This is a genomic window from Micromonospora hortensis, from assembly GCF_022230935.1.
In the GTDB taxonomy this organism is placed as follows: Bacteria; Actinomycetota; Actinomycetes; order Mycobacteriales; family Micromonosporaceae; genus Micromonospora; species Micromonospora hortensis.
Genome location: NZ_JAKKFE010000007.1, coordinates 50996 through 73321 on the forward strand (window position 1 = coordinate 50996; position 22326 = coordinate 73321).

At 72.6% G+C, this 22326-nt stretch carries 9 protein-coding genes; 7 read left to right on the top strand and 2 right to left on the bottom strand.

What is annotated here, in order from left to right; all coding sequences use genetic code 11:
- Positions 1 to 10: 10 nt before the first annotated feature.
- The 4 genes from NIE111_RS04595 to purE all read left to right on the top strand — a co-directional run bounded on the left by NIE111_RS04595 (position 11) and on the right by purE (position 6452).
- Positions 11 to 2542, top strand: a complete 2532-nt coding sequence (locus tag NIE111_RS04595) for a putative bifunctional diguanylate cyclase/phosphodiesterase (RefSeq protein ID WP_238683189.1) — start codon at positions 11 to 13, stop codon at positions 2540 to 2542.
- A 52-nt stretch (positions 2543 to 2594) separates the two neighbouring features.
- Positions 2595 to 4631: a thioredoxin domain-containing protein gene (locus NIE111_RS04600; protein ID WP_238683190.1), complete on the top strand. Its 2037-nt coding sequence runs from the start codon at positions 2595 to 2597 to the stop codon at positions 4629 to 4631.
- A 121-nt stretch (positions 4632 to 4752) separates the two neighbouring features.
- The gene (locus NIE111_RS04605) at positions 4753 to 5928 is read left to right on the top strand and encodes a 5-(carboxyamino)imidazole ribonucleotide synthase (protein ID WP_238683191.1); all 1176 of its coding nucleotides are present in this window, start codon (positions 4753 to 4755) and stop codon (positions 5926 to 5928) included.
- Between the two features lie 32 nt (positions 5929 to 5960).
- Entirely contained in the window at positions 5961 to 6452 is a 492-nt protein-coding gene (gene purE, locus NIE111_RS04610; RefSeq protein ID WP_238683192.1) for a 5-(carboxyamino)imidazole ribonucleotide mutase, read from the top strand.
- A gap of 152 nt (positions 6453 to 6604) precedes the next feature.
- Here the strand turns inward: purE and NIE111_RS04615 are convergent, their stop codons facing one another.
- Both NIE111_RS04615 and NIE111_RS04620 read right to left on the bottom strand, forming a co-directional pair.
- Positions 6605 to 11500 (bottom strand): SCO7613 C-terminal domain-containing membrane protein, encoded by a 4896-nt coding sequence (locus NIE111_RS04615; protein ID WP_238683193.1) that lies wholly within the window; start codon positions 11498 to 11500, stop codon positions 6605 to 6607.
- A gap of 151 nt (positions 11501 to 11651) precedes the next feature.
- On the bottom strand, positions 11652 to 13079 hold the full coding sequence (locus tag NIE111_RS04620; RefSeq protein ID WP_238683194.1) for a UDP-glucose dehydrogenase family protein: 1428 nt from the start codon (positions 13077 to 13079) through the stop codon (positions 11652 to 11654).
- 250 nt (positions 13080 to 13329) lie between these two features.
- On the opposite strand from NIE111_RS04620, the gene NIE111_RS04625 reads away from it, so the two are divergent.
- From NIE111_RS04625 to NIE111_RS04635, 3 genes are all read left to right on the top strand, one after another.
- Entirely contained in the window at positions 13330 to 14493 is a 1164-nt protein-coding gene (locus NIE111_RS04625; RefSeq protein WP_238683195.1) for an acyl-CoA dehydrogenase family protein, read from the top strand.
- 1303 nt (positions 14494 to 15796) lie between these two features.
- Positions 15797 to 16021: an MbtH family protein gene (locus NIE111_RS04630; protein WP_112582509.1), complete on the top strand. Its 225-nt coding sequence runs from the start codon at positions 15797 to 15799 to the stop codon at positions 16019 to 16021.
- A partial coding sequence (locus NIE111_RS04635) for a non-ribosomal peptide synthetase (RefSeq protein ID WP_238683196.1) occupies positions 16021 to 22326 on the top strand: 6306 nt, incomplete at its 3' end. The genes NIE111_RS04630 and NIE111_RS04635, both read left to right, overlap by 1 nt.

Consider the following 22326-nt stretch of genomic DNA (forward strand, 5'->3'; position numbering starts at 1 on the left):
GGGGAGGTCGATGACCTCCGATCCGGCCGACGGCCCGTTCGATCGGCTCGGGGTGCGCGGCACACCGGGCCGGCTGCTCGTGCTCACCGCAGCCGTCACGCTGACCGCCCTGGCCGCCGCCGCTGTCGGGTTGACCCTCCCGGTCCGGTTGCCGGCCGACGACCCCCTCGGCGGTCCGGCTCGCTTCGGCATCGCCGTCGCCGTCCTGGCGCTCGCCCAGCTCGCCCGGCTGCGGTTCCGCTCGGCCGCGGGCATGGTCAGCATCACCTGGGGCGAGGCGGCCCTGATCGTCTGCCTCTACCTGACCCCAGCCGGCTGGCTCCCGTCCGCCACGCTGCTCGGCACCGGGCTGGCCTGGACGTTGCTGTCACTGCACAACGACCGCCGTCCGGCCCTGGAGATCGTCCGGATCGCCGCGTCGCTGGCCGCCGCGTCGGCACTGGCCGTCTCCGTGACCACCGCGCTCGGGCGGCCCCTGCTCTCGCCGCCAACTCCGATCCTGGCGCTGGCCGTGATCGCCGGTTCGGTGACGTACCTCCTGGTGACCGCCTGGCTGGGCGGCGTGACGCTGGGCCTGCGGCACGGGCTGCCGATCGGGCCGCCGCTGCTCGCCGCGCTGCGCGGCAAGCTGCTGATGTTCGTCGGCAACGTGGCGGTCGGCCTCGTGGTGGTCGCACTGCTGGAACTCGACCCCCGCTGGTTGCTGCTGCTGCCGCCGCTGCTGTGGCTGTTGCAGCAGACCTACCGTTACCGGCTGCGCTCCGATCAGGAGCGCCGCACCTGGCGTGCCTTCGCCGAGGCCACCGCGGCCCTCAACCAGCTCGACGAGCGGGGTGTGGCCAGCGCGGCGGTCACCGGGGCGCTGACGCTGTTCAATGCCGAGCTGGTGGACGTCGACGTGGCCCGGGCCGACGGGCGGTGGCACCTCTACCGAGGCGACGCCAGCGGTCAGCTGATCGACCGGGAGACCGGGCCGCCGGACCAGTCGGAGCCGGACGAGCACGAGCTGAGCCGGGCGCTGTCGGTCGGCGCCACGCCGGTCGGTCGGCTGCGGGTGCGGTTCCCCCGCTCGGCCCCGCCCACGGCCCGGGAACGTGACGCGGTGGCCGCGTTCGGCGACGCCCTCGCCGCCGCGCTGCACGACGCCGCGACCCACCACGAGCTGAGGCTGGTGACCGCCCGCTCGTCGTACGAGGCGGTGCACGACCCGCTCACCGGGCTCGCCAACCGGGCGGCGATGTTGAGCAAGGGCGACCAGTCGCTGCGACAGCTCAGCCACGACCACCCGGTGGCGCTGCTGCTGCTGGACATCAACCAGTTCAAGGAAGTCAACGACACCCTCGGCCACGCGGCGGGTGACCAACTGCTGCGACTGACCGCGAACCGACTCAACTCGCTGGTCCGCGCCGGTGACCTGCTCGGTCGACTCGGTGGCGACGAGTTCGCCCTCCTGCTCACGGCGGTGCCGGTGCTCGGCGACCGGGCCGCCCCGATGGCCCACGCGTTACGTCAGGCCCGTGAGATCGCCGAACGGCTGGCCGCACCGACCGAGGTGGCCGGCGTACGGATGTCCATCGAGGTCTCGGTCGGGGTGGTGGTGGCCGCCGCGGGCACCGCGGACCTGACCGAGCTGCTGCGTCGGGCCGACATCGCGATGTACCAGGCCAAGGAGGGCGGCGGCAACGTCGCCGCGTACGACGGCTCACGCGACGCGGCCAGCACCGACCAGCTCGCCCTGCTGGCCGAGCTGCGGGAGGCGTTGAAGGTCGACGACCAACTGGTGCTGGCGTTGCAGCCGGCGGTCGACCTGGCCACGGGTGCGCCCACCGGCGTGGAGGCGCTGATCCGGTGGCAGCACCCCCGGCGTGGGTGGCTGAACCCAGCCGACTTCATCCGACCGGTGGAGAACAGCGAGCAGCTCGGCACCTTCACCCGCTACGTGCTGAACAAGGCGCTCAGCGTGGCCGCCAGTTGGGCCCGGGAGGGGTTGGACGTCCCGATCTCGGTCAACCTCTCGGCGCGCAGCCTGCTCGACCCCCGGTTGCCGGCGGAGATCGCCGAGGCGTTGCGCCGCCACCAGGTGCCGCCGCGCCGGCTTGTTCTGGAGATCACCGAGACGGTGGTGATGAGCGAGCTGGAGGTCATCGACGAGGTGCTGGCGACGCTCCGGTCGATGGGCGTGCAACTCGCTGTCGACGACTTCGGCACCGGCTTCTCGTCGCTGACGTTCCTCACCCGGATCGCTGTGGACGAGTTGAAGGTGGACCGTTCCTTCGTCATCCGGATGGCCGACTCGCCGGAGGCTGCCGCGATCGTCCGGACGACGGTCGGCCTCGCTCACGAGCTGGGGCTGCGGGTGGTCGCCGAAGGGGTGGAGACCGCCGAGCAGCGGATGGCCCTGGCCGAGTTGGGCTGCACCTCCGCGCAGGGCTACCACTTCTTCAAGCCCATGCCGGCGGACAAGATCGGCGCGGTGCTGGGGTCGCTGCGCGACTCGGCGGAGTCGAACGTGTTCCGGCTCCGCGCCGACGGCGCGTCCTGACCGTCCGGGTGGAGCCCGCGCGGTCCGCGCCGGGGCTGGCTATGGTCGTCAGGTGAACCGACTCGCCGACGCCACCAGTCCGTACCTCCTTCAGCACGCCGACAACCCGGTCGACTGGTGGCCGTGGTCGGACGAGGCGTTCGCCGAGGCGAAGCGGCGGGACGTTCCGGTGCTCATCTCGGTGGGCTACGCCGCCTGCCACTGGTGCCACGTCATGGCACACGAGTCGTTCGAGAACGAGCAGGTCGGCGCCCTGATGAACGACAACTTCGTGTCGATCAAGGTGGATCGTGAGGAACGTCCGGACGTGGACGCGATCTACATGACCGCCACCCAGGCGATGACCGGCCAGGGCGGTTGGCCGATGACCGTCTTCGCCACCCCGGACGGCACCCCGTTCTTCTGCGGCACCTACTTCCCGCGACCCAACTTCGTCCAGTTGCTCCAGTCGGTCTCCACCGCCTGGCGTGAGCAGCGCGAGGCGGTGCTGGGCCAGGGCGCCGCGGTGGTCGAGGCGATCGGCGGCGCGCAGGCCGTTGGCGGCCCCACAGCGCCGCTGGACGCCCCGCTGCTCGACGCGGCGGCCGCAAAGCTGGCCAGCGAGTACGACGCCACGAACGGCGGGTTCGGTGGCGCCCCGAAGTTTCCGCCGCACATGAACCTGCTCTTCCTGCTGCGCCACCACCAGCGCACCGGCGACCCGCGCAGCCTGGAGATCACCCGGCACACGGCCGAGGCGATGGCCCGGGGCGGCATCTACGACCAGCTCGCGGGCGGCTTCGCCCGGTATTCCGTGGACGCGCACTGGACGGTGCCGCACTTCGAGAAGATGCTCTACGACAACGCGCTGCTGCTGCGGGTCTACACCCAGTTGTGGCGACTCACCGGTGACCCGCTGGCCCGTCGGGTGGCCCGGGACACCGCCCGGTTCCTCGCCGACGAGCTGCACCGGCCGGGGCAGGGGTTCGCGTCCGCACTGGACGCCGACACCGAGGGCGTCGAGGGGCTCACGTACGCCTGGACGCCCACCCAACTCGTGGAGGCGTTGGGCGAGGAGGACGGCCGGTTCGCCGCCGACCTGTTCACCGTCACGGAAGAAGGCACCTTTGAGCACGGTATGAGCGTGCTCAAGCTCGCCCGGGACGTGGACGATGCCGCGCCCGAGGTGCGCGCCCGTTGGCAGCAGGTGGTCGGGCGGCTGCTCGCCGCCCGGGACACCCGCCCCCAGCCGGCCCTCGACGACAAGGTGGTGGCCGCCTGGAACGGTTTGGCGATCACCGCCATCGCCGAGTTCCAGCAGGTCGCCGCCGTGTACGCGTCCCCGAAGGACGAGGACGCCAACCTGATGGACGGCGTCACCATCGTGGCCGACGGAGCGATGCGCCAGGCCGCCGAACACCTGGCCACTGTGCACCTGGTGGACGGCCGGCTGCGCCGGGTCTCCCGGGACGGCAAGGTCGGCGAGCCGGCCGGTGTCCTGGAGGACTACGGCTGCGTGGCCGAGGCCTTCTGCGCGCTGCACCAGCTCACCGGGGAGGCCCGCTGGCTCACACTGGCCGGCGAGCTGCTGGACACCGCCCTGGCGCACTTCGCCGCGCCCGGCGGCGCCTTCTACGACACCGCCGACGACGCGGAGCGGCTCGTCGCCCGGCCGGCCGACCCGACCGACAACGCCACCCCGTCCGGCCGGTCGGCGTTGATCGCCGGACTGGTGGCGTACTCGGCGCTGACCGGGGAGACGCGCTACCGGGAGGCCGCCGAGTCGGCCCTCGGCACTGTCGCGCCGATCGTCGGTAGGCACCCCCGGTTCGCCGGATACGCGGCAACGGTCGGGGAGGCGTTGCTCTCCGGGCCGTACGAGATCGCCGTGGTCACCGACGACCCGGACGGCGACCCACTGGTGGCCGCCGCCCGCCGGCACGCGCCGCCCGGAGCGGTGGTCGTCGCCGGGCGTCCGGACCAGCCGGGTGTGCCGCTGCTCGCCGACCGTCCGCTGGTGGAGGGCCGCTCCGCCGCGTACGTCTGCCGGGGTTTCGTCTGCCAGCGGCCGGTCACCTCCGTCGAGGAGCTGGTAGCCGAGCTGGGCTGAGCGCACGGCCACGCCCGGTAGTCGCCCGCGCCGCCCGCCGGGCGGTCCCGCCAGCGCTTCGGAGGCGGGTCGCCAGCCCTCCCGGTGGGCCCGTCGGCGGCCCGGATAGGCTGGCCGCGCTATGGATTCCCGTACCGGTCTGCCAGTTGTCGGCATGGTGGGTGGCGGCCAGTTGGCCCGGATGACCCACCAGGCCGCGATCGCCCTCGGCCAGTCACTGCGTGTGCTCGCGACCACTCCCGACGACGGCGCGGCGCTGGTCGCCGCCGACGTCCAGTACGGCGACCACACCGACCTGGCCGCGCTGCGTACCTTCGCCAAGGGCTGCGACGTCGTCACCTTCGACCACGAGCACGTACCCTCCGAGCACATTCGCACGCTGGCGGCGGAAGGGGTGTCCCTCTACCCCCCGGCGGACGCGCTGCTGCACGCTCAGGACAAGCAGGTCATGCGGGAACGCCTGACCGAGCTGGGTGCGCCCAACCCGGCTTGGCGGCCGGTCGGGGAGCCCGCCGACCTCGTCGGTTTCGGCGAGCAGGTCGGCTGGCCGGTGGTGCTGAAGGCGGCCAGGGGTGGGTACGACGGCCGGGGCGTCTGGATGGTCGACGACGCCGCCCAGGCCACGGAGTTGGCGACCACTCTGCTCGCTGGCGGCACCCGGCTGATCGTCGAGGAGCGGGTGCCGCTGCGGCGGGAGTTGGCAGTGCAGGTGGCCCGTTCGCCGTTCGGTCAGGTGGCCGCGTACCCGGTGGTCGAGACCGTGCAACGCGACGGCATCAACGTGGAGGTGCTGGCCCCGGCGCCCGGCTTGGACGAGGAGTTGGCGGTCTCCGCTCAGCAGCTCGCCATCGACCTGGCCACCGCGCTCGGTGTGATCGGCCTGCTGGCGGTGGAGTTGTTCGAGGTGCGCGACGACGCCGGCCGGCCCGCGATCGTGGTCAACGAGCTGGCGATGCGTCCGCACAACTCCGGGCACTGGACCATCGAGGGTGCCCGGACCTCACAGTTCGAGCAGCACCTGCGGGCCGTGCTGGACTACCCGATGGGTGACACCGCGCTGACCGCCCCGGTGGTGGTGTCGGCGAACGTGCTCGGTGGTGAGCCGGGCGGGATGTCGATCGACGAGCGGTTGCATCACCTCTTCGCCGCCGAGCCGGGCGCCAAGGTGCACCTGTACGGCAAGCAGGTGCGACCTGGCCGCAAGATCGGGCACGTCACGGTGCTCGGTGACGACCTGGACGACTTGCGGGAGCGGGCCGCGCGGGCCGTGCGCTGGCTGCGCGAGGGCCACGAGTGAGTAACGGTTTCGGGAACGAGGAGAGGGCCGCAGTGAGCACGGTTGGCTTGATCATGGGCAGCGACTCGGACTGGCCGACCATGCGGGCCGCGGCCGAGGTGTTGGACGACTTCGGCGTGCCGTACGAGGTCCGGGTGATCTCGGCGCACCGGACTCCGGTCGCGATGATCGAGTACGGGCGCGACGCCGCCGACCGGGGCCTCAAGGTGATCATCGCGGGGGCTGGGGGCGCCGCCGCGCTGCCCGGCATGGTGGCCTCGGTGACGCCGCTGCCGGTGATCGGTGTGCCGGTGCCGCTGAAACACCTCGACGGCATGGACTCGCTGTTGTCCATCGTGCAGATGCCGGCCGGGATCCCGGTCGCCACAGTGTCGATCGGCAACGCCCGCAACGCCGGCCTGCTCGCCGTACGGATCCTCGGTGCCGCCGACGAGGGCCTGCGCGCCAAGATGGCGACCTACCAGCAGGACCTGGAGAAGCTGGTGGCAACGAAGGAAGCCGCCCTCCAAGCCACCCTGCACTAACCCCCCGCCCCCACCCCCGCGATCTTGCACTTTCGGTCGGTGCTTCGCGGCTTTTACCCCTTATGCCGCGACAGAAAGTGCAAGATCGCGCGAGACGGACGCGGGTGACGCGAACCCGTCCCCACTCGTCCACGCCGCCGGGACCCTCCGTCTTATCTCATGCCGCGCAGGGCGGTCTGTAGGCGTTCCTGGGCGCGGCGGCGGCGCTCGTTGCTCGCACCGAGCACCAGCAGCAGGATGCCCACCGGGATCAGCGCCAGCCACGGGCCCAGGCTGAACAGGGCGTGGATCGCCGTGATCGCGGTGACCGACGCGCCGACGATCACCGGGGCCTGCTGCCGACTGGACGAGCCGAAGATCAGCACCGCGACCGCGCCGAGCAGCAGCAGCATCTGCCGCACAGTGCTGGACTCGGTGGCCAGCACGATCGCCAGCGTCGGCACGAAGGCCGCGACCAGCGCCGGACCGTACGCCACCCAACTGCTCATGTCGGGCCGGTGGCGCAGCTCCAGGACTCCGACGAGGAGGGCCAGCACGGCGAACGGCAGCGTGTACGCCTCGGGCAACGCCACGTCGGCGACTCGCATCAGGATCCACCACGCGGTGATCTCACACACCACCACCGCCCAGAACAGGATCCGGCGTTCCACCGGCCGGCGACCGGGTCGGGTCGCCGCCACCCCGAGGACAGCGCCCCAGGCGGCCAGCAGTGCGGCGATGTGACGGGGCGAGTCGAAGGCGAGGGCCAACGCGATCAGCGCGGCAGCATGCCCGGTCCACTCCACTGTGGAGGCCTCACGCTGCGCCTCCGGGCGGCGCAGCCGGGGCAGGGTCGCGGCGAGCACCTGGAGGACCGCGCCGACGGCGAGCACCCCGAACGCGGACCAGACCGCCGCCAGTCCGGCGACCAGGCCGGCGGTGAGCACGAAGAGCTGCGCCATGAGTGAGGCGAAGAGCCAGCCGAGGATGCGCGCCCGCTGGGTGGTGCCGAACAGCGCCGCCACCGCGCCCACCCCGACCGCGCTGCCGAGGGTGAACAGGGTCATCTGCCGGTCGGCCAGGCTGCCGGCGAGCCCGGCGCTGCCACCGGCCAGACCAATGGCGAACACCAGCACCCGGGCCAGCCGCAGTGAGCGGGCCCGCTCGACCAGCGCCGGCGGCGGGGTCAGTGCGAGACCGAGCATCGCGATGGTGAAGACGGAGAGCGCGGCGACGGTGCTGGCGGGCCAGCCCTGGCCCAGCGCGATGGGCGCGATCAGCAGCGTGACGGCCGCCCCTGGCAGCACCACCGGCACGGCGCGGGACCGTCGCCCACCGCTGAACCCGGTGGCGGCCAGCGCGGCGGTCGCGGTGAGCAGCAACGCCGTCAGTACGTGAGTCGGGTTGACCACGTCCGACGGTGGAGTGAGCAACTCCGGGAGCGGACCCTGCCAGATCCGGGTCAATGTGCGGTGTGGCTCGACCAGGGCGGTGACCAGCGCGGGTGCGATCGAGGCGAGCGCCAGGGCGGTCGGCAGCGCCGCCGCGGCCAACGCGCCCGCTGCCGGGTTGACCCGCCACCGCCGTCGCTCCGGGTCGTCGGGCAGCCGCCAGAGGGCGCCGTCGAGTCGCACCGACCAGCGCCGGACCGGCTGGGCCGCGCCGGTGGGCGGCACTGTGGCAGCGCGGATCAGCTCGGCCAGCACGCCGAGCAGGGCGGCGGCGGCCGCGTAGACCCCGGCGGCGAGCCCGGTGGGGATGGCGGCGAGGGCGCTGATGGTGGCCCCGCCGACCACCGCCACGCTGACCCAGGGCAGATATTGCGGCACCAACCGGCGGACGGCGGCCACAGCGGCCAGGCCGAGGCTCGTCGCGGCCAGCGCGGCGGTCAGCACCACCTGCGCCGAATGATCGAACTCGGCGGACAGTGCCGCCACCGCACCGGGAAGGGCCAGCAGGGCGGCACCGATCGCCGCGCCGCCGATCTGCGCCAGGTGCGGCGGCATACCCTCGGTTTCGATGTCGGCGACCTGTGGACCGGCGAGGACGCGGGCCAGCGAGGCCACCACCACGCCGATCAGCGCGATGCTGCCCAGCGCCAGGGCCGTGGTCCACGGGCGGACCAGTCCAGCTCCGGCGGCGTGCAGCGCGACGACCCCGGCCACCGTGGCCCGGGACAGCCCGGCGCGGGCCTCCTCGGTGGCCACCGCGGCCATGCCGAACACGGTGGCGACCATTCCGCCGACCAGGACCGGTGACCACCAGGCCAGATCGAATGCGGCCGGCGCGCCGATCGTGGCGAGCACCACCGCCACGCCGGAAACGTCCCAGCGCCACGGCGGCGGGAGCAGAATGCCGGCGGCGAGGGCCAGCAGCGCCAGCGCCACAGGCGCCTGCCAGGTGGCACCGCCCACGGGGGCGGCCGGCCAGTCGCTCAGGTCGCCCCTCCAGATCGGCCCGGGGGTGGCCAGCACGCCAACGCCACCGCGTAACGCCGACCAGCCGGCGAGGACGCCGATCAGGACACCGCCGACGGTGAGGCCGAGGATCGGGCCGCGTCGCCACTCCTCCGGCATGCTGCGGGCGCCCACGGCGACCACCAGGAGCAGGGCGGCGGCCACCGCCAACTGACCCCCCGGGGCGAGCACCGCCCCGATCCGTACCAGTGTGGCGATCAGGGCGGTGGTGACCGCGGCGGCGGCCAGGTCCGAGCCGTCGAGGGTGAGGTCGGCTCGACGGCCGGCGTCGATGGAGGGGGCCAGGAAGAGCAGCACCGCCGCGACCAGCAGCAGCGCGCCCACCCAGGCGTCGGCGACTGTCGCGCCGGGTGCCCCGAACGCGGCGGCGGTGACCATCAGCGCGCCCAGCCCGGTGCCGACCGACAGTGGGGCGGGGATGTGGCGCTGGGAGACCTGCACGACGGCTGCGTAGCCCAGGGTCACGCAGACCGCCAGGAAGCTGGCCGCCAGGATCGGGACGGTCACCTCGCGCAGGCTCGCCGGGGTGGGGGTCGGGTCGTTCGGCATGGTCGCGGCCACGAACGCCGCCACCGCCCCGGGCAGCGCGAACGCGGCGCCACCGGCGGCCCAGGCGGTGACCGTGTCGGAGGCGGCCGAGGCGATCCGGATCCGGGGCGCCAGCGTGACCAGCGTGCCCGCCACGAACAGGGTGATCAGGACCGCGGCGGTGAGGGTGGGGCTGGTCAGGCTGGCACCCGCGCCGAACAGGCCCACCACGGCCGCCCCGACGGCGTGCGCGACAGCGGCCCGGTCGGTGCGGGCGGACAGCCCGATGACCCCGATGCCGATCGCGGTGATGACCATGGGCCAGGGTGCCGTCGCCCAGCCGAGACCGAACGAGGCCGGGACGGCGAGCGCTGTCAGCGCCGCGCCGGCGACCGCGAACTCCCGGCGGATCTCGATGGGCAGGGCCAGCACCGCCGCGATGGTGAGCAGGAACGCCGCACCCGCGAGCTGCCAGGTGGTCGGCCCGACGGCGGCGGCCAACTCCTCCGGGTACCGGCTGAGGTCGGGGTTCCAGGCGGGCAGTGCCGCCCGGACCGGCGCCACCCCGGCGCGTAACGCGCCGCCGGCGACCACCAGACCACTGACGGTCAACGCCACCGCGGAGGCGAGCTGTGGGCCACGCCGGGCCGCTTCCGGGACCGCGCGCACCGCCAGCCCGGTCACCGTGATGACCGCCGCGATCAGCAGCAGCGCCCGGCCGGGGAGTGCCACCGAGGCGATTCGGCTGAGCGAGCCGATCACCGCCAGGGTGACGATGCCGGCCGCGACGTCCGGCAGCGGCGGACGACGCAGCACCAACGCGCCGGCCAGCCCGATCACGGCGGCCAACAGCAGCACCACCCCGGCGCCGGTAGCGGTCGGCACGGTCTGTGCCCGGAGCAGGGCGGTGACCGCGTACGCCAGCGAGACGGCGACCGCCAGCGCGTGCAGCAACCAGGTCAGCTGACGCAGGCCGGGCACCGGTCGGGTCGGCTGGGGGGCGGTGGCACCGCCGCTGGCGTCGATCAGCTCGGCGGCCTCCTCCGGGTCGCCCTCCGGCCGGCTCTCGGCGTCGCGTTGGCGGGGCGCGGACGGCGTGCCCGGCGATGGCAGGTCCTGTCGGACGGGGCGTTCGACGGTCACGCCGGAGCGGGCCAGGCCGAGGTTGACGAGAGCGACCAGGGCCAGCACCAGGGCCCAACCGCCCGGCCCGGTGATCTGGTCGTACGCCAGCAGGGGCAGCACCGGCTGGGCGGCGAGCACTGTGGCGAAGCGGGGCGCGCGCAGACCGGTCCAACCGGCGTACCCGAACGCGACGGCGGCGGTGACCGCGAAGATCACCCCGGCGAAGACAGTGCCGGAGCCGCCGCCGGTGCCGATTCGGTCCACCGCCCAGAGGGCGTTGCCGGCGAGCGGCACCAGCAGCAGGCCGACCGCGGCGATGGTCTCGGCGGTCGAGGTGAGCCCGCGCCGGGCCAGTGCCGGTGGGGCGAGCAGCATCAGCACGGTGGCCAGGAGCAGGATGCCGAGCCGGGCCAGCGCGTCCATCGAGCTGGTGGCCACCGCGGCGAAGACCACAGCGGCCACGCCGAGCAGCAGCGCGCCCAGCCCGAGCGGGATGTTCTGCACCTCGCGCGAGGACGCCTCCGGCGGGTGCTCCGGGTCGTCCGCGTCCAGCCAGGCGGCCCGGGGCGGGGGTGGCGGCGGATCCTCCGGGGCGGGCGGTGTGCCCTGGCGAGGCACCCGGGGCGGCGTTCCCATGGTGGCCGTCGGTGGTCGCCGAGCGGGGCGGCGTCGCAGCACCCGGCGCGGCCGGGTGGCCTGCTTGATCCGTTCCTCGCCGGCGTGGGCGAGGATGTCCCGCTGGAAGAGCGCGGCCTGCATCTTGGCGGCGATCTGCCGCTGCTCGCGGGCGATGGCGGCGTCGCGCGCCTTCATCTCCGCTATCGAACGCTCAATGTCGGCCAGGTGCTCGACCCACTGTGGTTGATCTGCCCCACAGTGCGGGCATCGGACGGCCGGCTTGATCTCCCGGCCGCACGAGGAGCATTGAAAGGTCGCCACGACACCCCTCCACCCGCACTGTGGACTCCCACTGTCGCAGCATGCCCAATGCTGGCGCGGATTTCGACTCTTGTCGGCGGGTCCGGGGCAAACAACGACACCGGCCGGTCACCGAGATGTTCGATGGCCGGCCGGTGGAGCGTCGGTCGGGTCAGGGGCGACCCATGCCCCGGTACTCCCAGCCCGCCTGGGCCCACAGTGCCGGGTCGAGGCAGTTGCGGCCGTCGACGACCTTGCGGCCCTTGACCAACTCGCCGAGGGCGACCGGATCCGCGTTGCGGAAGTCGGCCCACTCGGTGAGGACGCAGACCAGGTCGGCCCCGTCGACCGCCTCGTTGATGCTGCTCTCGTAGGTCAACTCGGGAACCGCGCGGCGGGCGTTCTCGGTGCCCTGCGGGTCGTACACGTGCACGTCGGCGCCGGCCTTGTGCAGCAGCGCGGCGACGGCGAGCGCCGGGGCGTCGCGGACGTCGTCGGTGTTGGGCTTGAAGGTGGCACCGAGCACCGCGATCCGGGTGCCGGAGAAGTCCGGGCCGGCCGGGCCGGAGCGGCGGCCGAGGAGGTCCGCGGCGAGCTGGAGCACCCGGGTACGCCGACGCAGGTTGATCAGGTCGACCTCGTGCAGGAAGCGTAGCGCCTCGCCGGCGCCCAACTCCTGGGCGCGGGCCTGGAAGGCCCGAATGTCCTTGGGCAGGCAGGCGCCTCCGAAGCCGAGGCCGGCCTGGAGGAACCTGTTGCCGATTCGCGGGTCGTAGCCGATTGCGCGGGCCAGCTGGGTGACGTCGCCACCGGAGGCCTCGCAGACCTCGGCCATCGCGTTGATGAAGGAGATCTTGGTGGCCAGGAAGGCGTTCGCGGCGACCTTGACCAGCTCGGCGGTGGAGAAGTCGGTGACCACCAGGGGCACCTCGCGGTCCTCCGTGGCCGCCAGGTCGAACACGCCCTTGTGCGCGGCGTAGAGCATGCCGTTGGCCCACTCGCTCTTGACGCCGACCACGATCCGGTTGGGCCGCAGTACGTCGTCGACGGCGAAGCCCTCCTGGAGGAACTCGGGGCTCCACGCCACCTCGACGTCCAGGTCGTTCGGGGTGTGCTTGCCGACGAGCTGCTCGACCCACTCGGCGGTGCCGACCGGCACGGTGGACTTGCCGACGATCAAGGCCTTGCGGGTCAGGTGCTGCGCGAGGCTGGTGACCGACGCCTCGACGTACGACAGGTCGGCGCCCATGCCGTCGGCCCGCTGCGGGGTGCCGACGCAGATGAAGTGCACGTCACCGAACTCGGCGGTCTCCGCGATGTCGGTGCTGAACCGGAGGCGGCCGGCGGCGAGGTTGCGCCGGAGCAGCTCGTCCAGGCCGGGCTCGTGGATCGGCACCTGACCGGCGTTCAGCATCGCGATCTTGTCGGCGTCGACGTCGAACCCGAGAACCTCGTAGCCCAGTTCGGCGTAGCAAATGGCGTACGTCGCACCGAGGTAACCAGTCCCAAGGAACGTCACCCGCGGCCGGGGTGCGCCCGAGGGCGGGGTCACCGCGGCGATGGCGGGGGTCGGCTGGATGGTGGGGTAGGGGATCGTCACGCCTGTCTTCTCCGCTCGCGCTGGCGTCGCGTCGTCGCGTCGCATTTTGCTGCGGCGCCTGGGCGGGGCACCGGAGGGTGGCTCACTGTCTCAATCTCCATCATCGCTGAGCGCGTCAGGTCCACCGTCCTGCCCATACCTACGCGCCGGTAACATCACCTGAACTGCAGTCGCTAGTCTTCAGTCTGCGCGGTCGGCGGTCAGGAGTCGTCACAGACTGCGCATGATAGTGGTGAAGGGGAGGGCCGAGATGGCCGCAGGGGAGTCGTTCGACGTCTACCGGTTGCCCGAGGAGCACCAGGCGATCCGGGAAGCCGTGCGAGAGGTCTGCGCCGCGAAGGTGGCTCCGCACGCCGCGGAGGCCGACGAGGCAGGGGAGTTCCCCAAGGCATCCTACGACGCGCTGCGAGCGGCCGACTTCCACGCACCGCACATCCCCGAGGAGTACGGCGGCGCGGGCGCGGACGCGCTGGCCACCGCCATCGTGATCGAGGAGGTGGCACGCGCCTGCGCGTCCTCCTCGCTGATCCCGGCGGTGAACAAACTCGGCACCATGCCGCTGCTGTTGTCCGGTTCCGCCGACCTCAAGAGTCGCTACCTGACGCCGGTCGCGGCCGGTGACGCGATGTTCTCGTACTGCCTCTCCGAGCCGGAGGCGGGCAGCGACGCGGCGTCCATGACCACCAGGGCGGTACGTGACGGGGATCACTGGGTGCTCAACGGTGTGAAGCGCTGGATCACCAACGCCGGGGTGTCCGAGTTCTACACCGTCTTCGCCGTCACCGACCCTTCCGCCCGCTCCCGGGGCATCTCGGCCTTCGTGGTCGAGAAGTCCGATGCCGGGGTGAGCTTCGGCGCGCCGGAGAAGAAGCTCGGCATCAAGGGCTCGCCCACCCGCGAGGTCTACCTCGACAACGTGCGGATCCCGGCCGACCGGATGATCGGCGCGGAGGGCACCGGCTTCGCGACCGCGATGAAGACCCTGGACCACACCCGGGTCACCATCGCCGCGCAGGCCGTCGGCATCGCGCAGGGCGCGCTCGACTACGCGAAGGGGTACGTGGCCGAGCGTCGCCAGTTCGGCAAGGCTGTCGCCGAGTTCCAGGGGATCCAGTTCATGCTTGCCGACATGGGCATGAAGCTTGAGGCGGCCCGGCAGCTCACGTACGCGGCCGCCGGCAAGTCGGAGCGTGGCGACGCGGATCTCACCTACTTCGGCGCGGCGGCGAAGTGCTTCGCCTCCGACGCCGCCATGGAGATCACCACCGACGCGGTGCAGTTGCTCGGTGGTTACGGCTACACGCGGGACTACCCGGTCGAGCGGATGATGCGGGACGCCAAGATCACTCAGATCTACGAGGGCACCAACCAGGTCCAGCGGATCGTGATGGCTCGGCAGCTTTTGCAGGGCTGACCGAGGTGTTTCCGAACGCCGTGGCACAAGCGTCCGGTGCCGGCAATCGCCGGCGCCGACGCACGGCATCCCGGCGCTCGGGTAAAGGCGGGGCCGCGACGGACGGGGCCTGATTCGGCGCGTACGCACACTGGCCTTCGTCGATGGCCCCGGCGCACGCGTCCGCCCGAATTCGGGTGTCGATGCCTGCTGCTTGCCCGGCGTGCGGGTGCCTTCGGGTACGCCGAGCGCCTACCCCCCCGCCGCCAGGCACGCGTGGTGCGGGTCCGTGCGGCGGCGGGGTCCCGTGCTCGACCCGACGTCTCGGCCTGATCGGATCCGGCAATCGGACGCAATCGTCGGGCGGCCCACGCGTCGGCTTGTCGGCCCGGATGGTCGACGGCTTCGCGGGAGCTGCGATTCGGCGACGCCAACGCTCTCTGTCGTGCCTCGCCTTGGGTACGTTAATAACCATTACATTGACTGTTGTCCAGCCATTCGGATGCTCGGCCAATGGATGATCGGTCGTTCTTTCCGCCTGTCGAGTGAAACTCGTCTCCGTGTCGGACTCTGGTCACGAGTTCCGCGATGAATGATCCTGCCCGTCCGGGCAAGTGATTTTTCCGACGCGCCGCGTCCAGCCTGGACGGTGGCGTCGTCGTTGATCGGTCCGCATGCCGCACGGAGTAGGCGGCAATGCTCCTGTTCTGCGCAGATGCGTTGGCGGCACCGCATTTCTGGCCGATTTCGGCCGTCTCGCCCGACCGCCAGCAGCCCCGCCCGACGGTACGCCGGCGGGCCTGGCGGCGTACCCGGTCGACCAACCACCTGCGGAGTATTTGTCATAAATACGTCCCGGTTGGCATGCTGAACTTCAGCGGCAGGCAAGGGTCTTGACACGCTCCGTGTCTGATGGTTTTCTGTGCCTCGCTTGCGTTTACATTCATGAACGCTGTTGGGTCGCAAACTTCGGGGGGGAGCGCGACGTGGGTTCAGCGTGGCTTGCCAGAATCTGCTTGACATCGACCGGGTTGCGTCCGCAAAGGGCCCTCGGCTTCGGGTCGGATAGCCGATTAACGTGCAGGTGGCCGGCCGTGGCCGTGGTGGAATCCGATAGCGAGACACGCGGCGGCGAAACCCCGCACGTCCTCTGAGCGACGCATAGCAAAAGTCTCCGCAAACGACAGTTGACGACGCCCGATCTGGGGACGCGCGTCCCGACTTCGACGCTGGCAGGTCTGACCGCCGTGGTCCCTGCCTGGCCGCCGTGCCGGTTCAGCGCTTCCCCGTCGGGTCCTGGGACCAGGCGCAGAGTGAGGAAGACGTGAACATTCTCGACAACCCCGACGGATGCTTCTTCGTAGTGGTGAACGACGAGGGGCAGCACTCGCTGTGGCCCGAGTCGCTCAGCCTGCCGGCCGGGTGGACGGTGACCCACGGGCCCGCCGACCGCGCGTCCTGCCTGGACCACGTCACCACCGAGTGGACGGACATGCGGCCGCGCAGTCTCGTGACGCACCTGGAGAGCGCCGCTCGGGAGGTGGCCTGATGACCACCGACGCGAGTGCCAGCCGCCCCGCGCCGCACGGCGCGGGGCTCTCGCCCGGCCGGTCACGCCTCGACTCGATGTCGCCCTCGAAGCGGGCCCTGTTCGAGAAGCGTCTCGCCGGCCGGCGCCCCCGGCCGGCCGAGGCGCTCGCCCGGGTGCCGCGCGGGGGCGACCTGCCCGTCTCCCCGGCACAGCGCCGGCTGTGGTTCATGGACCAGCTCGTCCCCGGCTCGGCGATGTTCAACGTGCCGACCGCCCTACGCCTGACCGGCGCACTCCGGCTCGACGTGCTCACCGACGCGGTGCGCGCCCTCGTCGACAGGCACGAGGCGCTGCGGACCGTGTTCGCGGCGAACGAGGGCGACCCGGTGCAGCGCATCCTGCGAGACATCGAGGTGGACCTCACCCCGCGCCCACTGCCCGTCGACGACGCGGCGGTGCTGGCCGCCGTACGCGACGAGGCGAGTCGTCCGTTTTCCCTCTCCGTCGGGCCACTGGCTCGCGCCGCGTTGTTCCGGCAGACCCCCACCGCGCACGTGCTGGTGCTGACCCTGCACCACAGCATCTGCGACGGTTGGTCGGTCAGCCTGCTCATCGATGAGCTGCTGGAGCTGTACCGCGCCGGGGCAGAGGACCGGGCTCCCCGGCTCGCGCCCCTCACCGTGCAGTACGCGGACTACGCCGCCTGGGAGAGCCGTCCCGACCGGGCCGCCGAGCTGGCCGAGGGCCTCGACTACTGGAAGCGCGCACTGGCGGGCGCGGTACCCGTCATCGACCTGCCGTTGGACCGTCCCCGCCCGCCCGTGCAGTCCTTCCGGGGCGAGCGGCACCGCTTCGCCCTGCCCGACGGCCTGTGGCAGGCGGTGACCCGCCTGGCCCAGGATGAGCGGGCCACCCCGTTCATGGTGCTGCTCGCCGGGTTCGCCGCGCTGATGTCGCGGTACGCGGCCCAGGACGAGGTCTCGGTGGTGACCCCGGTGGCGAACCGCCCCCGGGTCGAGCTGGAGACGATGGTCGGCTCCTTCGTCAACTCGATCGTCGTAAGGGTCGACACCTCCGGCGCGCCCACCTTCCGGGCCCTGGTGGGACGGGTCCGCGATCTCGTGCAGCAGGGCATGGCGCACGGCGAGGTGCCCTTCGACACGGTGGTGGAGGCGGTCGACCCGGAGCGCGACCTCAGCCACACGCCCCTCGCGCAGGTGATGTTCGCCCTCGTCGAGGACCAGGCGTTGGAGGCCGAGGCGGCGGGGTTGCGGGTCACGGCCGTCGAACACCACCTGCCGATCAGCAAGCACGACCTGACGGTCGAGGTGTGGCCGGACGCCGACGGTCGGCTGCGGGGGGTGGCCGAGTACGCGACCGACATCCTCGACGAGCGAACTGTGGCGCGGATGGCCGCTCACCTCGGCGTTCTACTGGTCGGTCTGACCGCCGCGCCGGACGCCCCGGTCGGGTTGGCCCGCCTTCTGTCCGATGAGGAGACCCGGGCGGCGGTCGTGGACGGCAACCGCACCGAGGACCCTCTCCTCGGTGACGTGCGCGCGCACGAGCTGTTCGCTCGGCAGGCCGCCCGTACCCCTGACGCGCCCGCGCTCCTGGTCGGCGACCTGACTGTCACATTCGGAGAGCTGGACCGCCGGGCCGACGCCCTCGCCGCGCGGCTGCGCCGGCACGGTGTGGGACCGGAGACCCGCGTCGGCCTCTTCCTGGACCGTGGTGTCGACCTCGTCACGGCCGTGCTGGCCACCCTCCGGGCCGGCGGCGTGTACGTGCCGCTGGACGTGGGCGAGCCCGCCGAGCGGGTGCGGTTCATGCTCACCGACGCAGAGGTGCGGGTGGTCGTCACCAGCGCGGGCCGGGTCGCGGACCTACCGGACACCGACGTGTCGGTGCTGCTGCCCGACGGCGACGAGGACGCCACCACCGACCTGCCGCCGCTGCCGCGTCCGCACCCGGACAGCGCCTGCTACGTCATCTACACCTCGGGCTCGACCGGGCGACCGAAGGGTGTGGTGGTCACCCACCGCGGCCTGACCAACTACCTGGCGTGGAGCATGCGGGCGTACCGGGTGGCCGAGGGCGGGGGCGCGCCACTGGTCTCGCCGTTGCGGTTCGACCTGTCGGTGACGACGCTGTTCTGTCCGCTGCTGGCCGGGCGTCCGGTGGTGCTCGTCGCCGACGGCACCGAGCTGGAGACCCTCACCGAGTTGCTCGGCAGCGACCTGGACCTCGGGCTGGTCAAGCTCACCCCGGCCCACCTGGAGGCGCTGGACCGGGCCGTTCCGAGCCGGACCATCGCTGCGGACGGCTACCTGATCGTCGGTGGCGAGTCGCTGCACGGCGCCACCGCCGCCGCCTGGCGACGCCGGGCTCCGGGCCTGCGCATCGTCAACGAGTACGGGCCCACCGAGACCGTCGTCGGCTGCTGCGTGCACGAGGTGCACGACGGCACCGACCTGTCCGGTGTGGTGCCGATCGGTCGTCCGATCGCCAACACGCGGCTCTACGTGCTGGACGGCAACCTGCTGCCGGTGCCGCCCGGCACGGTCGGTGAGCTGTATGTGGCGGGTGCCGGTGTGGCCCGTGGCTACCACGGTCGGCCGGACCTGACCGCCGGGCGGTTCCTGCCCGACCCGTTCGCCCCGACGCCGGGGGAGCGCATGTACCGCACCGGCGACCTCGTCCGGGTGCGACCCGACGGCGAGCTCGACTGCCTGGGCCGGATCGACACCCAGGTGAAGATCCGGGGGTACCGGGTCGAGTTGGCGGAGATCGAGGCCACCCTGACGCGGCTGCCGCAGGTCCGCGAGGCGGTGGTCCTGCTGCGAACCGACCGGCCTGGTGAGGAGCGGTTGGTCGCGTACGTCACAGCGGCCGGGGACTCCATGGCCGACGACCCGCGTGACGCGCTGCGCGCGGAACTGCCGGACTACATGGTGCCGGAGGTCGTCGTTCCGCTCGACGCGCTGCCGTTGGCCGCCAACGGCAAGGTGGACCGGGTTGCCCTGCCCGCGCCCACGGCGGCCGAGCCGGCGCCCACCCTGGCCGCTCCGGAGAGCCGGCTGGAGGAGGCCATCGCCGAGGTCTGGGCCGACGTGCTGGGGCGGCCGGTCGAGTCGATCGGGCGGGACGCGAACTTCCTCGACCTGGGTGGGCACTCCCTGCTCGCGGTCCGGGCCATGGCCCGGCTGCGCAAGAAGCTCGAAATCGAGCTGCCGCTGGCCGTGTTCCTGGAGTCCACCTCGCTGGCCGACCTGGGGACCCGGATCGAGGCGCTCGGCGGGCGGGCCCCCCGGCCCGGTCTCGTCGCCGTCCCGAGGACCGGTCCGGTGCCGTTGTCGCACGCGCAAGGACGCCTGTACTTCCTCAACCGGCTCGCCGAGGACAGCGCGTTCTACAACGTGCCCCTCGCGCTGCGCTTCGACGGTGACCTGCGCGCGGACGCGCTGCGGGTGGCCTTCGGCGCGCTGTGGGCCCGGCACGAGGGGCTGCGCACCCGGTTCCCGTCCGTGGACGGCGAACCGGTGCAGGAGTTCCTGCCCGTCGACGCCGTGGCGTACGCCGAGGTGGACGTGCAGGGCGACGCCGACCCGGAGGGTCGGCTGGCCGCCCTCTTCGACGCCGAGGGGCGCACTCCGTTCGACCTGGCCGCCGGGCCGCTGCTGCGCGGCACCCTGGTGCGGGTACGCCCCGACTCGCACGTGCTGCTGCTGACGCTGCACCACACCGTCTCCGACGGCTGGTCCCTGAACATCGTGTTGAACGACCTGGTGACGCTCTACCGGGAGATCGCCCAGGGGCAGCCGTCGTCGTTGCCCGAGCTGACACACACCTATGTGGACTACACGTTCTGGCAGCGGTCCTGGCTGATCGGCGCCGAGCTAAACGACCAGCTCGACTGGTGGAAGCGGCAGCTCGACGGCGTACCCACGCTGGACCTGCCGACCGATCGGCCGCGACCGGCGGTGCAGACCTTCCGCGGAGCGCGCCACGACATCAGCTGGTCGGCCGAGCGATCCCGGGCGGTGGCCGACCTGGCCCGGCGGGAGAAGGTCTCCCTGTTCATGGCGTTGCTGGCCGGCTTCGACGTGCTCATGGCCCAGCTCAGTGGCCAACGGGACATCACCGTCGGTACGCCCGTCGCCAACCGCACCAGCACCGAGTTGGAGAAGCTCGTCGGGTTCTTCGCCAACACCCTGGCGCTGCGGGTCGACCTCTCCGGCGACCCCACCTTCCGCGAGGTGCTGCGGCGGGTCCGCAGCACGGCGCACGGCGCGTACGCCCACCAGGACGTCCCCTTCGAGATGGTCGTCGACGCGGTGGCGCCCACCCGCAGCCTCAGCCACTCACCGCTGTTCCAGGTGCGCTTCGCGTTGCAGAACGCCCCGGGCGGCCTACCCGACCCGGGCCCCGGCCTCACCCTCACGTCGATCGACAACGAGCAGTGCACCGCCCGCTTCGACCTGCTGATCGACCTGTGGGAGAACGGGGACGGCATCGAGGGGCACGCCGAGTACAGCACCGACCTGTTCGACGCGGGCACCGTCGAGGCGATGATGAGCCGCCTCGGGGTGCTGATGGACCGGTTGGTCGGTGACCCCGACCAGCGCGTCTTCGACGTGGATCCCCTCCTGCCGGGCGAGCGGGAGCGTCTCGACGCGCTCGCGCACGGTCCGGCGCTGCCGGTTGGCGCTGCGCACCGCACGCTCACCGCCCGGGTGGGCGAGCAGGCGCGACGCCGACCCGACGCTCCGGCGGTCACCAGCGGCGAGACGACCGTCTCCTACGGCGACCTGCACCGCCGCAGCGGTGACCTGGCCCGGGTGCTCGCCGAACGCGGCGCGGGCCCGGGAACGACGATCGCCCTGCACCTCGACCGGGGCGTCGACGTCGTCGTGGCGGCGTTGGCGGTCCTGGAGACAGGTGCCGCGTACGTGCCGCTGGACCCCGCGTACCCCGCGCAGCGGTTGGCGGCGATCGTGGCGGACGCCCGGCCGACGATGACGCTCACCACGCGCGACCTGGCGGGTCGTACGCCCCAGGGCGCGGGTGAGGTGGTGACGATCGAGGACCTGCCGGCCCCGGTGGGCCCCCGGCCGACACCGGCGCTGCGACCGGAGCACCCGGCCTACGTGGTCTACACCTCCGGCACCAAGGGGCTCCCCAAGGGTGTGGTGGTGACCCACGGCGGGCTGTCCGCGTACCTGGAGGGGCTGCCGGCCGCGCTGGCCCTGCCCGACGAGCCGGTGTTCCTGCACACCGCGTCGTTCGCGTTCTCGTCGTCGGTGCGGCAGTTCGCCGTCCCGCTGGCGCTGGGCGGCCACGTGGTCGTCGCCGGGCGCGCGCACCTGGCCGACCCGTTGGCACTGCTCACCTTCGTCACCGCGCACGGCGTGCAGGTGCTGGACCTGGTGCCGTCGTACCTGCGGGTCCTGCTGCCGGCGCTCACCTCGCCCGGCGGGTGGCGGCCACAGGTGGTGCTCACCGCCAGCGAGCCGCTGCGCTACGACCTTCCCGAGGCCATCCGCAACGCGCCGGGGACCGCGCCCCGGCTGGTCAACATGTACGGCCAGACCGAGACGACGGGCATCGTCGCCGTGGCGGAGGTCCGCATCGACCGGGCGGGCCGCGAGGCGGTGGTGCCGCTCGGTCGGCCGATCCCGGGCGCACGGCTGTACGTACTCGACGAGAGGCTGCGGCCGGTGCCGACCGGCCTGCCCGGCGAGATCGTCGTCGGTGGTGCGGGCCTGGCCCGCGGCTACCTGGGGGACGCCGCGTTGACCGCCGAGCGGTTCGTGCCCGATCCGCTGGGCGCGCCGGGCGACCGGCTCTACCGCACCGGTGACCGGGGGCGGCTGCTGCCGGACGGCACCGTGGAGTTCCTGGGCCGGATCGGCGACCAGGTCAAGATCCGGGGTCACCGGGTCGAGCCGGACGAGGTCGCCTCGGCGCTGTCCGCCCTGGACGGTGTGGGCGAGTGCGTGGTGCTCTGCGACGACGACGGGGCGGACGACCGGCGGCTGATGGCCCACGTGGCGCTGCGGCCGGGTACCGCGCTCTCCACCGACGACCTACGCGCGGCGCTGCGGGAGCGGCTGCCGGATTACATGGTGCCGACGGTGGCGCTCGTCGACCGCCTGCCCCGGCTGCCCAACGGGAAGGTCGACCGGGCCACGTTGTCGGCACCGACCCCCACCGTGGCTCCGGCCACCGCCGCTGCCACCGCCACCGCGGAGACCCGGCGTGGACCGGTGGAGGGGATCCTGACCGGGATCTGGCGGGACGTGCTGCGGGTGCCGTCGGTG

Coding starts and splice junctions, on each gene's coding strand:
- NIE111_RS04595 (WP_238683189.1), top strand. CDS start 11: ATGACCTCCGATCCGGCCGACGGCCCGTTCGATCGGCTCGGGGTGCGC.
- NIE111_RS04605 (WP_238683191.1), top strand. CDS start 4,753: ATGGATTCCCGTACCGGTCTGCCAGTTGTCGGCATGGTGGGTGGCGGC.
- NIE111_RS04625 (WP_238683195.1), top strand. CDS start 13,330: ATGGCCGCAGGGGAGTCGTTCGACGTCTACCGGTTGCCCGAGGAGCAC.